Origin of the sequence: Gordonia abscondita (genome assembly GCF_032711245.1) — a bacterium.
In the GTDB taxonomy this organism is placed as follows: Bacteria; Actinomycetota; Actinomycetes; order Mycobacteriales; family Mycobacteriaceae; genus Gordonia.
Genome location: NZ_CP128986.1, coordinates 539,486 through 554,873, shown reverse-complemented (window position 1 = coordinate 554,873; position 15,388 = coordinate 539,486). Strand labels below are relative to the sequence as shown.

The 15,388-nt window shown below is 66.4% G+C and carries 14 protein-coding genes; 11 read left to right on the top strand and 3 right to left on the bottom strand.

The annotated features are described in order from the left end of the window. Position 1 precedes the first annotated feature (1 nt). Genes MP11Mi_RS02540 through MP11Mi_RS02490 form a run of 11 tightly spaced genes read left to right on the top strand, consistent with a single transcriptional unit; the run spans position 2 to position 12,653 of the window. Positions 2-1,039, top strand: coding sequence for an ABC transporter permease (locus tag MP11Mi_RS02540; RefSeq protein ID WP_420040758.1), 1,038 nt, complete (start codon positions 2-4; stop codon positions 1,037-1,039). Continuing rightward, a complete protein-coding gene (locus MP11Mi_RS02535; protein WP_420040757.1) occupies positions 1,036-1,905 on the top strand; it encodes an ABC transporter permease in 870 nt (289 codons plus the stop codon). The genes MP11Mi_RS02540 and MP11Mi_RS02535 overlap by 4 nt, the downstream gene beginning before the upstream one ends. Beyond that, a complete protein-coding gene (locus MP11Mi_RS02530; RefSeq protein WP_420040756.1) occupies positions 1,902-3,560 on the top strand; it encodes an ABC transporter ATP-binding protein in 1,659 nt (552 codons plus the stop codon). The genes MP11Mi_RS02535 and MP11Mi_RS02530 overlap by 4 nt, the downstream gene beginning before the upstream one ends. Further along, positions 3,557-4,735, top strand: a complete 1,179-nt coding sequence (locus tag MP11Mi_RS02525; RefSeq protein ID WP_420040755.1) for an acyl-CoA dehydrogenase family protein — start codon at positions 3,557-3,559, stop codon at positions 4,733-4,735. Before MP11Mi_RS02530 ends, MP11Mi_RS02525 begins: the two co-directional genes overlap by 4 nt. Beyond that, positions 4,732-5,970, top strand: coding sequence for an LLM class flavin-dependent oxidoreductase (locus MP11Mi_RS02520; protein ID WP_420040754.1), 1,239 nt, complete (start codon positions 4,732-4,734; stop codon positions 5,968-5,970). The genes MP11Mi_RS02525 and MP11Mi_RS02520 overlap by 4 nt, the downstream gene beginning before the upstream one ends. Before the next feature lie 15 nt (positions 5,971-5,985). Further along, a complete protein-coding gene (locus MP11Mi_RS02515) occupies positions 5,986-6,924 on the top strand; it encodes an LLM class flavin-dependent oxidoreductase (protein WP_420040753.1) in 939 nt (312 codons plus the stop codon). After that, complete coding sequence (locus MP11Mi_RS02510; RefSeq protein WP_420040752.1) at positions 6,921-8,144, top strand: acyl-CoA dehydrogenase family protein; 1,224 nt, start codon at positions 6,921-6,923, stop codon at positions 8,142-8,144. Before MP11Mi_RS02515 ends, MP11Mi_RS02510 begins: the two co-directional genes overlap by 4 nt. Before the next feature lie 27 nt (positions 8,145-8,171). Then, on the top strand, positions 8,172-9,194 hold the full coding sequence (locus tag MP11Mi_RS02505; protein WP_420040751.1) for an aldo/keto reductase: 1,023 nt from the start codon (positions 8,172-8,174) through the stop codon (positions 9,192-9,194). A gap of 24 nt (positions 9,195-9,218) precedes the next feature. Beyond that, the gene (locus MP11Mi_RS02500) at positions 9,219-10,250 is read left to right on the top strand and encodes an aldo/keto reductase (RefSeq protein ID WP_420040750.1); all 1,032 of its coding nucleotides are present in this window, start codon (positions 9,219-9,221) and stop codon (positions 10,248-10,250) included. A 1-nt stretch (position 10,251) separates the two neighbouring features. Further along, entirely contained in the window at positions 10,252-11,340 is a 1,089-nt protein-coding gene (locus tag MP11Mi_RS02495) for an LLM class flavin-dependent oxidoreductase (RefSeq protein ID WP_420040749.1), read from the top strand. After that, a complete protein-coding gene (locus MP11Mi_RS02490) occupies positions 11,337-12,653 on the top strand; it encodes an NtaA/DmoA family FMN-dependent monooxygenase (RefSeq protein ID WP_420040748.1) in 1,317 nt (438 codons plus the stop codon). The genes MP11Mi_RS02495 and MP11Mi_RS02490 overlap by 4 nt, the downstream gene beginning before the upstream one ends. Before the next feature lie 53 nt (positions 12,654-12,706). Here the strand turns inward: MP11Mi_RS02490 and MP11Mi_RS02485 are convergent, their stop codons facing one another. Genes MP11Mi_RS02485 through MP11Mi_RS02475 form a run of 3 tightly spaced genes read right to left on the bottom strand, consistent with a single transcriptional unit; the run spans position 12,707 to position 15,345 of the window. Continuing rightward, positions 12,707-13,261: a DUF4395 domain-containing protein gene (locus tag MP11Mi_RS02485; RefSeq protein WP_420040747.1), complete on the bottom strand. Its 555-nt coding sequence runs from the start codon at positions 13,259-13,261 to the stop codon at positions 12,707-12,709. A gap of 39 nt (positions 13,262-13,300) precedes the next feature. Next, positions 13,301-15,130, bottom strand: a complete 1,830-nt coding sequence (gene recQ, locus MP11Mi_RS02480) for a DNA helicase RecQ (RefSeq protein ID WP_420040746.1) — start codon at positions 15,128-15,130, stop codon at positions 13,301-13,303. A gap of 5 nt (positions 15,131-15,135) precedes the next feature. Then, entirely contained in the window at positions 15,136-15,345 is a 210-nt protein-coding gene (locus MP11Mi_RS02475; RefSeq protein ID WP_420040745.1) for a hypothetical protein, read from the bottom strand. Between the last annotated feature and the right edge of the window lie 43 nt (positions 15,346-15,388).

The following is a 15,388-nucleotide window of genomic DNA, read 5'->3' as shown; positions in this document are numbered from 1 at the left end:
GATGCGAGCCTATGTCCTTCGCCGCATAGCGGCAGCGGTGCTCGTGCTGTGGGCGGCATACACCTTGTCGTTCGTACTGCTCAGCGCGTTGCCCGGAGACGCGGTCACCAACAAGATCCAGAATCCGGAAGCTCAGATGTCGCCGGAGTCAGCCGCGGGCCTCCTGGAGTTCTACGGGCTAGACCGGCCACTCTGGCAGCAGTACGTGCACAGCCTCGGCGCCCTGCTGCAAGGCGACCTGGGCTTTTCGATCACTAACGGACGCCCCGTCGGCCAGCTGATCGTCGACGTCGTGCCTGACACGCTCGCGCTGGCCGGCACAGCGTTGATTGTTGGCCTGCTCGTCGCTGCGCTGGTATCGGCCCTCAGCGTGTACGGTCCCGCGCGTTGGGTGCGGAGTGCCGCGACCGCGGTACCGGTGTTCTTCGCGTCAGTGCCGACGTTCGTCGTCGGGATTCTGTTGCTTCAAGTGTTCGCATTCAAACTGTTCGCCATCCCGGCGGCCGACGACGGTTCGTTCACCGCGCTGCTTGCGCCCGCGGTTACGCTCGGCGTCTTCGTCGCGGCGCCCCTCGCCCAAGTCTTCACCCGGTCGATCACAAACACACGACAGCAAGCCTTCGTGCATGTGTTGTACGCCCGCGGTGCGGGGGAGCGATACGTCTTCGCACGCGGAATCCTGCGCAACTCGTCTCTTCCGGTACTGACGCTTCTCGGGTTGGCTGTCGGCGAGCTGATCGGCGGGTCGGTCGTCACCGAGACGATCTTCTCCCGTCCAGGGCTCGGGCAGCTCACCGTGTCTGCCGTGAGTACCCAGGACCTTCCGGTGCTGCAGGGCGTCGTAGTCGTCGCGGCCTTGGTATACGTCGTGGTCAACCTCGTGGTCGACCTGGTCTACCCGGCGCTGGACCCGCGGATCCTCGTCACCACCGTGGCCTCGACGACGTCGGTCAAGGGACTGGCCGGTCGCCTAGCTCATTCTGGCCGCCGCCCGTCGGTCCACCGTTCGGACCTGCAGGCAGAGGCGGTCATGCCATGACCATCGTCACCGCTCAGGCTCGAAAGTCACGCATCGCCACCACCGGGTGGTGGCTGCGCACCAACGCGGCTTTCGTGCTCGCGTCGGCCATCCTTCTCCTCGTGCTCGCGTGGGCGGTGGTGCCGGGTCTGTTCACCGGCGATGACCCGCTCACGATCGACCAGTCGCAGCGGCTGCTCTCGCCGTCCGCCGATCATTGGTTCGGAACCGACCTGCTTGGGCGCGACGTATACGCCCGCATCGTCTACGGCGCGCGCGCCTCGATCGCCGGGGCGGCCCTCGCGGTCGGAGTCGGAGTCTTCGTCGGATCCGCCCTTGGGGCGTTTGCCGGCTGGTTCGGCGGTTTCGCCGACAACGTGGTCATGCGGGCCATCGATGTGATCCTTTCGATCCCCAGCTTTCTCCTGGCGATCGCCATCGTCGTGATCTACACCGCTGGGACCGACGAGGCGGGCCTCGTTCCCGCAGCTCTCGCCGTCGGGCTGACTTCTGCGGCGACGTTCGCGCGGCTCATCCGATCGGAGATCATGAGCGTCCGGGTCAGCAGCTACGTCGAAGCGGCCGTCACGAGCGGTGCCTCCACCTGGTCGATCCTGCGCCGTCATGTCGTCCCCAACTCGATCGGCCCGACAGTCGCCCTCGTCACCGTGCAGTTCGGTGTCGCGATCATCTGGATCGCATCACTGAGTTTCCTCGGATTGGGTGCCCAGCCTCCAGAACCCGAATGGGGGCTCATGGTCTCCGACGGAAGGGACTTCATCGCCACCCGGGAATGGCTGATTATCGTCCCGGCGGTCACCATCTCTGTCGTCGTCCTGGCCGCCAACCAATTCTCGCGTCATCTCCAGAAGCGGAGCATCTCATGACCAACAGCCCACTATTGACTGTCCGCGACCTTCAGGTCGGCTACCGGACCGGCGGAGACTCGGGCCGATCGGCGCTCGCGGGTCGCGCCCTGCCGGTGGTCCACGGCGTCGACTTCGACGTCCATCCCGGAGAGTTCCTGGCCCTCGTCGGTGAGTCCGGCTCGGGTAAGACTACGACCGGTCACGCGATCCTCGGACTTCTTCCGGAGAACGGTGAGGTTATCGGCGGCGACATCACCTTTGCCGGGGACGACTTGACCGCGCTCGACATCAAGGGTTGGCGACGACTCCGCGGCGGGTCGATCAGCCTCATCCCACAGGATCCGACCGTGTCGCTTGACCCGCTCCGCCGTGTCGGTCACCAGGTGGAGGACGTGCTGCGTCTGCACACTGCGCTGGACTCCGCTGCTCGACGCCGACGCGTGCTCGAAGTATTCGATACCGTCGGATTCCACGACCCGGCGACTGCGTACACCAGGTATCCGCACCAGCTTTCCGGTGGGATGCGGCAGCGTGTGCTGATTGCGGCCGCGGTCATCTCCGAACCGGATTTGATCATCGCCGACGAGCCGACGTCGGGCCTCGACGCCACCGTGCAGAAGCAGGTCCTCGACCTCATCGACGAACTCCGGGTTCGCTCGTCGACCGCCGTCGTCCTCGTGACTCACGACCTCGGTGTTGCTGCCGACCGTGCCGACACTCTCGCGGTGATGCGCGGGGGGCGAGTGGTCGAGTCAGGTCCGGCGAGCACGGTCATCGCTGACCCGCAGCACGAGTACACCCGAACCCTCCTAGACACCGTTGCCTCGCGATCGGTGCGTCGCCCCACCACGATTGCCTCGCTCGCCGATCCGACGACCGCCGAGACCGCGATCGAGGTCCACGGCCTGACGAAGGACTTCGAGGGCTTCCGAGCCGTCGACTCGATTTCGTTCCGTGTCCGGCGCGGCCAGACATTCTCGATCGTCGGAGAGTCGGGGAGCGGGAAGTCGACCACCGCACGCATCTTGTCCGGGCTCACGGCGCCGACATCGGGATCGGTGAACCTGCTGGGCACAGACGTGTCGGGGCTTTCCCGACGCGAATTCCGTCCGATGCGGCGCGACGTACAGATCGTGTACCAGAACCCGTACGCCTCGTTCGATCCGCGATTCACCGTGTTCGACGTCGTCGAAGAGCCGCTGCGCGCCTTCGCGCCGGCTGGGTTCGGCCGAGGTAGTCGGCGACGCCACCGCGCTCAAGTGGCGGCCGCGCTGGAATCGGCGGCTCTGTCTCCCGACCTCATCGATCGGCATCCGCGCGAGCTGTCGGGAGGCCAACGCCAGCGCGTCGCGATCGCCCGGGCACTCGTCGGCGACCCGTCGGTGCTGATCCTGGATGAACCCATCTCGGCGCTCGACGTGTCCGTCGCCGCGCAGATCATCGAACTGTTGCAGACCCTGCAGGACGAGCGAGGGCTGACCTACGTCTTCATCTCGCATGACCTCGCCGTCGTTTCCGCGATATCCGACGCCGTCGCCGTGATGCAGAAGGGCAGGATCGTCGAGCAGGGCACAGTGGCGCAGATCTTCGACGACCCAGGTCAGGAGTACACGGTGCGGCTCCTCGACGCGATCGCGGGCAGGCGCCTTCAGACGATCGGAGCATCCGCATGAGCACGGCCCCAATCGACGAGTTCCGAGCCGTCTTCGCGGAGTTGGCGCGCGGCGCCGCCGAACGCGACCGTACCGGCGAGCACCCGTACGAACTGATCTCCGAGCTTGCGGCCGCCGGATTCGGCAAGCTTCGTGTCCCGGTCGAGTACGGCGGCCTAGACGTCGACCTCCCCACATTGTTCGCGGTTCTCGCCGAAGCCGGGGAAGCCGATTCGAACGTTCCGCAGATCTGGCGCGGACACTTCACAACCACTGAGATCCTGCGGCGGGAGACCGATCGTGCGGTACGCGACCGCTGGTTCACCGCGGTCGGCGACGGAGCCGTGTTCGGCAACGCCCAGTCCGAGCCGTCCACTGCGGGCACATCGCCACGTGACCTCGCGACACGGGTGCGCGACGGCGCCGACGGACGGTACGTGTCGGGTACCAAGTTCTATTCGACGGGAGCACGGTTCGCCGACTACATCCGCGTCGCGGTCGCCGATGGCGCGGGCCGGCGATTCGTCGTCCTTCCCGCGCGACATCCGGGCGTCGATCACGTCGACGACTGGGACGGCATCGGACAGCGGCAGACCGGCAGCGGCACAACGGTTTTAACCGATGTGCCGGTCGAAGATCTCGGCGATATCGGGAGCGACGACTACGCGGTGCGCGGACTCGACTCGTTTGTGCAGGTGGTGCACCTGGCCAACCTCGTCGGCGTCGCCCGAAATCTGGTGTCCGAGACCGTCGATCTGGTGCGCGCACGCAATCGGACGAGTCTGCACGGCCTGACCCAGGTCGCCGCGGAGGACCCCGAGGTGCTCGGCGTGATCGGAACGCTTGAAGCTCGTGCTCTCACCGCCGAGGCGCTCGTAACTCATGTGGCACATCGCCTCGACGAGGCACATGCCGCAGACGACGAGCGCGGGTTCGCCGAGACCTATCTGACTGTGTCGACCGCGCAGGTAGCGATCGTCGACGCAGTTCTCGACGCTTCGTCGTCCGCGTTCAACGCCGTTGGATCGTCCGCCGTCCGAAACGGCGTCAACCTGGACCGGCACTGGCGCAACGCGCGGACTCTCGCCTCGCACAACCCCGTCATCTACAAGCCTCGCGTCGTCGGCGACCGGCTGGTCAATGACGTCTACCCGACCTCGGGCTACTACCGGAACTCCGAAAGGACCGCGTCATGAGCGATCGACTCCATCTCAACGTCAACATCCTCAACGCCGGGGTATTCGGCGGGTCATGGCGGTTCCCCGGAACTGACCCGATCGCCAGCTACGGCATAGAGCACTACACCGCGATCGCGAGGAAGGCCGAAGCGGCCAGCCTGGATGCAGTGTTCCTCGCCGACAGTCCGGTCCTTGACCCGCACATTCGCCACCGCACCGGCAACAACCTGGAGCCGAGCACTGTGCTCGCGCGCATTGCTGCGCAGACCGACCGGATCGGCCTCATCGGGACGCTGTCGTCGTCGTACAACGATCCGGACGAGATAGCTCGCCGCCTCGGTGACCTCGACTATGTCAGCGGGGGCCGGTTCGGTTGGAACGTCGTGACGACAGCAGGCGGTGTCGCCGCAGCCAACTTCGGTCGCGAGGGCGAACCCGACCATGCGCTGCGATATCGGCGTGCCGAAGCCGTTGTGAACTCCGTCGTCGCACACTGGAATGCCCGCACCGAACTGGTGTCACCGCAGGGCCGACCGGTTGTCGTGCAGGCAGGCGGTTCCAGCGACGGCCGACGGCTCGCGTCGCGGGTCGGCGAGGTTATCTTCTCTGTCGACCAGGACGTCGACGATGCGCGGGCCTTCCGCTCAGGTCTGCGCGCAGGCGCCGCCAGCGTCGGCCGCGACCCCGGCGAACTCGTCGTGCTGCCGGGTCTGTCGACCGTCATCGGCGGCACCGAGGCCGAGGCCGCGGCCCGACGAGACCTGCTCGACGAACTCCTGCCCGGACCGTACGCGCGCGCTCGGCTGGAGGGACAGCTCGGCTGTTCCCTCGACGGACTCGATGACGACGCACCCATCCCGCTGGACCTGCTTCGGCACCCGGACGAGGCGGGCGGATCGCAGTCGTTCTACCGGATCGTCCGCGACATCATCGTTGCCGAGAAACCAACGCTGCGACAGTTGCTGACGAAGCTATCCGGAGGCGGCGGCCATCGGATCGTCGTCGGCACGCCGGAGCAGATCGCCGACGACATCGAGCTGTGGTTCCGCGCGGGCGCCGCGGACGGATTCAACGTAATGCCCGACGTCCTCCCGTCCGGCTTCGATGCTTTCGTCGATCATGTCGTTCCTGAATTGCAGCGGCGCGGACTGTTCCGCACGGACTACGACTCGACTACCCTGCGCGGCCATCTCGGGCTCGGGCTGCCACCGGTTCGCGCATACGACTCGGACCTGCTCGTCAGCGCGCAATAACTCAAGGAAAGAGCTATGACTGTTTTCGTTGAAATATCGATCGGCTCGGCGCCCCACCAAGTTCCATTCGAGCAGGCGCACACTGTCGCCGCGGCGGCCGTGGCGACAGGTGTCACTGGACTGCATTTGTTGGAGGGCACGGCCCGCAACTCGACCGTGGATCCGAGCGTCACCGCTGCCCACCTCGCGGGCACCCATCCCGCGCTGGCACTGCTGGTCGACGCGTCGACCCATCACAATGCGCCGTATAACCTCGCGCGTCGCGTCGGCTCCCTCGATCGGGCCAGTGCCGGCCGAACCGGTTTGGTCCTGCGTCCCGGCTCGGGCGACGAGGTCAGCGATGCGGTGACCCCGTCGGACTCAGCAGTAGACGACGACGCCGGACGTTGGTCGGAGTACTCGCAAATCCTCGCCGGACTCTGGGACTCGTTTCCGGCGTCGGCCCTGATCGGCAACCAGACGGCGGGTGTCGTCGTCGATGATGACCAACTCGCCCGGATCGATCACGAAGGCGACTTCTACCGTGTCCGCGGCCCCCTGGACGGGCCGGTCTCCCGCCAGGGTAGGCCGCCGCTGGTCTGCGCCGACATCGACGAGCTCGGGGCCGAGGCGGTCGTTCCATACGCCGACGTCGTCATCGTCGACGCCCACCGAGTCGCCGACATCCTCGCCGCGGTGCGTCGCACATTGACGTTGGTCGGGCGCCCACAAGGCGCTATCGCCGTCCTGGCCCGCGTCGACACCGACTCGTCGGCTACCGACCTCCTCGAGTGGGCCGAACGGATCGGCGTCGATGGATTCGTCGTCGCCGACTCCGGAACCACCGACGCGACGCTCGGTGCCGTGCATACGCTCGCGGCCGGACTCGCAGACGGCGGCGGGGACACACTGCGCGAAGCGCTCGGACTCGTCCAGCCGTCGTACGGCCTCGAGACTGCGACGGTCCTGGCATGACCATCACCGATGTGACCGACCTGCCGCGCGGAACACGACTGGATAGGCCGTCCGTCGCCGGAGTCCGTACCACTATCGCACCGATTCTCGAACGGCTTGCGACCACGGCGGGCCAACGCGAGGAGCAGCGCGACTACGCGTTCGACGACGTCCGAAGGCTCGCCTCGGCAGGCGTCGCCGTGATCGAGATCCCTGTCGCCGACGGCGGAGCGGGCGGCTCCGTCCGCGACACAGTCGAAGCCGTAGTCGCGATTGCCCGGGCGGACTCCTCGGTCGCACAGGCACTTCGACCGACCTTCCTCGCTGCGCATCAGATCGCCGAGAATCCGTCGGCGCCGTTCCGCGCGGAGAACATCGAACGACTGCTGTCCGGGGCACTGTTCGTCGGAACTGGGAACGAACGCAACGGTGGCGCGAGCGGCAGCGTCTCGACGACGGCGACCCGCGTGGACGGCGGATACCTCGTTACCGGAACCAAGTTCTACTCGACGGGTGGTCTCTACGCGGACTACTTCTCGACACAGGCCGCGACCGACGACGGCACGATCATCCGCTTCACGATCCCGGTAGCGCGTGAGGGACTCCACCGGATCGACGACTTCGACGCCGTCGGACAGCGGCTCACGCAGAGCGGATCCACCCGACTCGACTCCGTCCGCGTGCACGACCACGAAGTGTTCGTCGCCGACGACGTGAGCCGTGACAACCCGTGGACCGGATCGTTCGCGCAGCTTTACCTCGCCGCCGTACAGGCGGGGATCGCCGCGGCCGCACTCGACGACGCGATCGAGTTCGTCCGCGATCGCGCCCGACCGATCAAGCACAGTACGGCTGCTGCGAGCATCGATGACCCGTACGTGCGGGAGACCGTCGGAGAGATTGCCGCACGAGCCCAGGCGGCAGCCGCCGTCGTCGCAGCTGCCGCTGACGCGGTGCACGCGGTGCGCGGACTCACCGGCGCACCGGCGAGGACAGCGGGCGCGCACGCGGCGGTCCAAGTCGCGGGCGCAGGCGTTATCGCCATCGAGTCGGCGCTGCGCTCTGCTGAATTGCTCTTCGACGTCGGCGGTGGATCCATCACCGACCGAGCTCTCGGTTTCGATCGGCACTGGCGTAACGCGCGTACCGCGGCCAACCACAATCCGCGGCAGTGGAAGACGGCGGTCGCCGGGGCCTACCACTTGACCGGTGAAGAGCCGCCCACAACCGGACTGTTTTGACGACACCCGCAACCCTAAGGAGTACCTATGACCATCGAGGCTTCTCGGATCCTCGGGCGCACCGGTGTGCGCATAGCCCCGCTCACGTTGGGCAGCATGAACTTCGGGCGGTGGCAGGATGAGAAAGAGAGCTTGCGGATCATCGATGCCGCGCTCGACGCGGGTGTCACGGCGGTCGACACCGCCGACGTCTACGCTGCGGGAGTCACCGAGGAGATCGTCGGCAAAGGCCTGCGCGGGCGGCGCGACGACGTGTTCTTGGCGACCAAGTTCCACGGCCAAGTCGGGGACGACCCGTCGCATGCGGGAAACTCGCGACGGTGGGTCACTCGCGCCGTCGAAGACAGTCTGCGCCGTCTCGACACCGACTACATCGACCTGTACCAGGCGCATCGGCCTGATCCGAATACCGATCTGCTCGAAACCTTGCAGACGCTCAACGATCTGATTCGGGCGGGCAAGATCCGCTATTACGGAACCTCGGTGTTTCCCGCGCACGAACAGGTGCGGGCGCACTGGCTGGCCGAGAAACACGGGCTCATCGCACCCCACACCGACCAGCTGCCGTACTCGCTGTTGGTTCGCGGATCCGAACGTGAAGTGTTCCCGGTAGCGCAGCGCTACGGCGTCGGCGTCATCTCATACGGGCCGCTCGCGGCGGGGTGGCTGACCGGCAAGTATCGGATCGGCGGCGAGCAACCGGCATCGGCGCGAGCCGACCTCATCCCGGGACGCTTCGACGTCGACGCGCCGGCCAACGAACGCAAGCTGGCTGCGGCGGACTCGCTCGCCGTCCTCGCCGAGAACGTCGGATTGAGTCTCATCGACCTCGCGATCGCGTTCGCGTTGAACCATCCGGCGATCTCCAGCGTCATCATCGGGCCTCGTACCGCAGCTCACCTCGACGCCTATCTTGCAGCCGCACAGACCAGCCTCACTGACGATGTGCTCGACCGCATCGACGAGATCGTCGCTCCGGGAACCCAATTCCATGACCGTGACACCGGCCGCGACACACCGTCGCTCCAACCGGCCGCACTCCGCCGCTGACCCGATACGAAAGGCACACCACAAATGACTGCTCGAAACGTAGACACCGCCTACACGGCCGATCCCGACCGCTACGCGAAGGCGACGTTCCGTCGCGCCGGTCACTCCGGGCTCGACCTGCCGTCGTTCTCCTTCGGCCTGTGGCAGAAGTTCGGTGCGGACTACGCGTACGAGACGCAGCGCGAGATCATCCTGCACGCGTTCGACCTCGGGATCACCCACTTCGACAACGCAGATCGGTACGGTCCGCCGCATCGTGCCGCGCAGATCAACTTCGGCCGCGTCCTGCGGGAAGATCTCGGACGCTATCGCGACGAGATCGTGCTATCGACGAAGGCCGGCAACCCGATCGGTGAGAGCCCGTACCTGAAAGGTGGTTCCCGCAAAGCACTGCTGGGATCCCTCGACCACAGTCTGCGGGACCTGGGGGCCGACTACGTCGACATCTTCTATCACCACAGCCCCGACCCGTCGACGCCGATCGAGGAGACTGCAGACGCACTTGTGTCCGCCGTCGAACAGGGTAAGGCGCTGTATGTCGGCGTCTCCAATTACCAGCCTGAGCTCGCGCATCAGATCGCCGAACTGCTCCGCGCGTCCGGCGTACCGCTCCTTATCCACCAGCCGCGCTATTCGATCTATGACCGGAGCATCGAACGCAACGGTCTGCTCCGACTCGCGCAGGACGACGGGTTCGGGCTGATCGTCTACTCGCCGCTCGCACAGGGCCTACTCACCGGCAAGTATCTCGAATCGATTCCCGGCGACGCACGCGCCGTCAACAGTACTTTCCTCAGCGCGGCGAACATCACCGATGAGTATCGTCGGCGGACCGCCGAGCTCAGTAAGCTCGCCCAGGCGCGCGGCCAGTCACTGGCACAGCTCGCGCTGCAGTGGGTGCTCCGCCAGCCCGCTGTCAGTTCGGCGCTCATCGGTGCGAGCTCCACCTGGCAGCTCGACCACAACGTCGCCGCTCTTGACTTCCCGGACCTCACTGCGGAGGAGTTGGCGATCATCGACGAGCACGGTGTCCACGGCACCGGATTGAACCTGTGAGATGAGAGCGAGCACGCAGGCGCCGATCGGTGCAGGAGGCCCCGATGGTCGACCGTTCCGACTCGGTTTCCTCCTCCATCTCGACAATGATCTGACACCGCGGGAAGCCTATCGGCAGGCCGTCGAATTGTTCGTCGCCGCGGAGCACCTCGGCTACGACTCCGGATGGGTCATCCACCGGCACTTCCGGCAGGGACACGAACATGTGTCGTCGCCGCTCGTGCTGCTCGCGGCTATTGCCGAGCGCACCGACCGGATCGGACTCGGGACCGGCGTCTACGTGCTCCCGCTCGACGATCCGCTGCGTGTCGCCGAGGACGCGGCGACGCTCGACGCCATCAGCGGCGGTCGCCTGCAACTCGGGGTGGGGTCGGGGCCGTTCGCTGGCGCCTGGGAGGCGTTCGGTCGCGACCTCGGCGATCGCCATCGATTGTTCGACGAGTCGGTGGATCGGCTTCACGAGGTGCTCGGCGGCGCGTCGTTGAACGCTCGTGGGGAGAATCTGCACCCGCCCGGCACCGGTGTCCGCGATCGACTCTGGCAGGCGACCACCAGCGACCGGAACCTCGCGTACGCGGCGGCGCGGGCCGTCGCACGCAGCGGAGACGGGCTGCAACTGTCGCGAGCCAACGCGTGGCGCGGTGAGAGCCCGGAGCTGGCGCAGGCTCATCAGGCGGCGATCATTGATGCCTACCGGGACTCGTGGACTGAGTCCGAGCGTCCCCCACGGGTACAGGTGTCGCGCGCGGTGTACCCGCATCGCGACCGCGCTGAAGCCGTCCGTTCGGTGACGCCGGGTGTCCGTCGGTGGCAGGGCTGGAGCACGCACGGGGAGGAGAAGCCCGCCGTGACCGTCGAAGAGTATCTGGCCGCCGATCGGGCACTGATCGGCCCGAGCGAGGAGATCGCGCTGGAGTTGACCGCCGATCCGGCGCTGCGACACGTGACCGACCTGCTCGTCAGTTTCGTCCCGGGAGTTCCAGACTTTGATGAGCATCTGCGACTGCTGACCGACACGGCGACCGAGCTCGCACCCCTTCTGGGCTGGCTGCCTGCTCGACGGTTGGCGGAAATGGGAGCGCGGCAATGACGAAGTTCCACCTCAACCTGTCGCTGATGACGCCGGGTCACTTCCGGCAGGCGTGGCGGCTACCCCACAACGACCCGACTGCGTTCCTCGACGCCGATCACTTCGTGCGGCTCGCCCGCCTGGCCGAGGACGCGAAGATCGACGCCGTCTTCCTGGGGGACGCGCCGGCACTGCGCGGCGAAATCGAGTCGGCGCCCGGCACCGGGCTCGACCCGCTGATCCTTCTCGGCCATGTCGCGGCGTTGACGAGGGAGCTCGGCGTGATCATCACGAGCTCCAGCACCTTCAACTCGCCGTACAACCTGGCCCGCCGGTTCCAAGCGCTCGACCATGTGACGAAAGGCCGCGCCGGCGTCAACGTGGTGACGACGGCGGCCACAGCGGCGGCCGCCAACTTCGGACTCGACGAGCATCCGGACCGTACGACGCGGTATCGGCGGGCGTGGGAGTTCCTCGACGTGGTCACGCGGCTGTGGCGTAGCTGGGAACCTGACTGGCTCGTCGCCGATCGTGCGGCCGGTGTGTACGCGGACTCGTCGCGGATCAGGCCCGTCGAGCACCGCGGCGAGTTCTTCTCAGTGGCCGGGCCGCTCCCGGTGCCGCCCGGTCCGCAGGGAAGCCCCGTGCTGGTGCAGGCAGGCGGCTCCGAAGGCGGGCTGCGGCTGGCGGGAGACTTCGCTGACGTTGTGTTCACCGTCGCTCAGACCCGCGAAGACGCTGTCGCCTTCCGCGACGACATCCGTTCTCGAGCGGTGGAGGCAGGTCGTGACGCGGATGCGGTGAAGGTGTCGTTGGGTGTCGTCGTGCTCGTCGGTGTCGACGAGGCCGATGCGGCCAACCGACTCGACGAGCTGGCTGCGATATTGCCGATCGAGAAGCTCACCGCGGGGCTGTTGAATGATCTCGGCCTGCCTGCAGGTTCATTCGGGCCCGACGACCCGATCAACGCGGACGACCTGCCCGACGAGGTATCCGGGACGGCATTCTCCGCGGGCTTCGGGCGGGCGGTTCGTGCCCTCATCGCCCAGGGGCCGAGGACACCGCGTCAGATAGTCGTCGGCAGCGCAGGCGGATCGGGGCATCGACTTGTCGTCGGATCGCCTGAACGGATCGCCGACGATCTCGGGGAATGGTTCACCGCTGGCGCGGCCGACGGGTTCACGATCATGCCGGCCGACACAGCTGTCGATCTGGAGAACTTCACGCGACTGGTGGTGCCCATCCTGCAGGAACGCGGCCAGTTCCAGACCGACTACGCTGATCCGACGTTGCGCGGACGGCTGTTCCCGATCGCCGAGCTAGGCGCCGACTGATCGCAACCCGGGCCACCGAACGGTGCGGCGAGCGTACTTATCTGGTTGGCCCGCTACTTGCGCCCGAACAGTGTGACGTCGTTGCATGCTTCGCAGACGTCGTCGGGGATGACGCCCGCACGTTGCAGGTAACCGAACGCGATGCACCCAAGGCACAGCCCCAATGCGAACTCGAGAAATGCGGCGACGATCAGGACGCCGCCGACGATCTGCGCGGCCAGACCGAGGCCGACGAGCGACAGGACGAACGCGGTGCCGGAGAAGGCGAGTCCGACGGCTTGAGCGAAACGCTTCGGCGGGCCCGGGACGGTCTTCTCCTTGCGCCACACCCGCGGAACGATCACATGGACCGCGAGCCGGCCGAACGGTGAATAGCGCGGCCCGCCCGCCACCCGCAGCGCGAAGCCGAGCGTGAGCACGCCGTAGAGCCACGGTTGATTCACGACGATGGCGATGGCGGCCAACACGATCACCAGCCCTGCCGTCGACCGTGCGGCGTAGTCATTGACCGGATTCGGGAAGTCGAGGATCCCGCGATGCCAGGACGGCTTCGCCTCTACGGCGACAGACGTCTCGACCGGGGTGAACAGGGAATCCGGTGTGCTCATGCGCGCAACGTACGTCCGTACCGGGAGTGCGTCGAGGGTTTAGTGCACGGTGCGGAAATCGGCGATCACTTCGAGGATCGCTGCACCGTACCGTTCGAGCTTCGCCTCACCGATGCCGTTCACCGAGAGCAGTTCCTCGCTGCTCGTCGGCCGGTTCTGCGCGATGCCCTCCAGTGCCTTGTTCGACAGCACCGTGTACGGCGGAATCTGCGCTTCACGGGCCACCGATGTCCGCCACCGACGAAGCGACTCGAACAGATCGCGATCGTGTTCGGACAGGTCGACGGACACGGCCGCGACCTTCGGGCGGCGCGTGCGTCCAGCGTCACGCGTGTCCTCTCGGAACACCTGCTGCACCTTGCCGTGCATCACCGGGACACCCGCATCAGTGAGGTAGTACTGGCCGTACTCGCCGCGCGTCTGGAGATACCCCGACGCCAAGAGTTGACGGACGACGCTGCTCCACGCGTTCGCGTCCAAGTCGGCCCCGATGCCGTACGTGCTCAAGGTCTTGTGTCCGAGCTGATTCATCCTCTTGTTGTCGACCCCGCGCAAAATGTCGATCAGATGCCCGGCGCCGTAGTGCTGACCGTGCTCGCGGTCGAGCCGCCAGATGGTCGCCATTAGCTTCTGCGCGGGCACCGTGCCGTCCCACGTCTTCGGTGGATTCAGGCAGGTGTCGCAGTTGCCGCACGGTCCTGAATCCTGGTCGAAATAGCGCAGCAGCTGTTGCCGACGGCATGTCGCCGACTCGCATAGCGCAAGCATCGCGTTCAAATGCTCCGACTGTGCGCGACGATGCGCGGCGTCGCCGTCGGACATCTGGATCAACCGCTGCTGTTGTACGACGTCGGCCAGCCCGTACGCCATCCACGCAACCGACGGCAGCCCGTCACGCCCCGCGCGGCCCGTCTCCTGGTAGTAGCCTTCGACGCTCTTCGGCAGATCGACGTGGGCGACGAACCGCACATCCGGCTTGTCGATGCCCATCCCGAACGCGATTGTCGCGACGACGACGATGCCGTCCTCGCGCAGAAAACGGTGCAGCGTGTCGCTTCGCACCTGTTTGTCGAGTCCTGCGTGGTACGGCAGCGCATTGATCCCGTTCGACACGAGGAATGCCGCGATGTTCTCCACCGACTTGCGGCTGAGCGCGTAGACGATTCCGGTCGCGGGCTCGCCGTCGACGACGCCATCCGCCTGGATGAACTCCAACAGCTGTTTGTTGACCTGCCTCTTCGGCTCGATTCGATACGTGATGTTCGGCCGGTCGAAGCTCGCCACGAAATGCCGCGCGTCCTGCAGGTGAAGGCGCTGCGTGAGTTCTTCGTGGGTGCGCCGTGTCGCCGTCGCGGTGAGCGCGAGCCGCGGAACACCGGGCCACAGCTCGGCGAGGTCGCCGAGTGCCAGATAGTCCGGCCGGAAGTCGTGGCCCCACTGGGACACACAGTGTGCTTCATCGATCGCGACTAGCGACAGTTTTCCTCGTGAAAGCAGATCACGCGTGTACGGCTGACTCAACCGTTCCGGCGCGACATAGATCAGGTCGAGGTCGCCCGCGAGATAACGGCGTTCGACGTCCGCGCGTTCGTCTGGCAGTTGCGTCGAGTTCAGGTAGGCGGCCTTCACACCGAGCTGGCGGAGCGCGCCGACCTGATCGGCCATCAGCGCGATGAGCGGGGAGACGACGACCGCGCACCCGTCCCGAACCAGCGCGGGCACCTGATAGCAGAGGCTCTTGCCGCCACCGGTCGGCATCAGGACTACGGCGTCGCCGCCGGCGACCACGTGGGAGACGATCTCTTCCTGGTCGCCCCGGAACTCGTCGTACCCGAAGACAGTGCGCAGCACCTCGTACTGGTCGGTCACCGGATTCAGGAGTCCTCGTCCCTTGACTGTTGCGCTCGCTCGGCCTTCTTCGCCGCGTCCCGCATGTCGAAACCGTCGGTGACCAACTCACCGACCTCTCGCGCCACGTCGACCACCGCCGTCGTGATAATCGCGGTGATGTTGCCGACCCGCGAAGCGGTGCTCTGCACCATCTCCTGTGCGAAGTCTTTGTTGCGTTCTGCCCGACCGACCACGATGACGATCCCTCCGTTCGACGTTGCCGTCCATCGTAAGCGA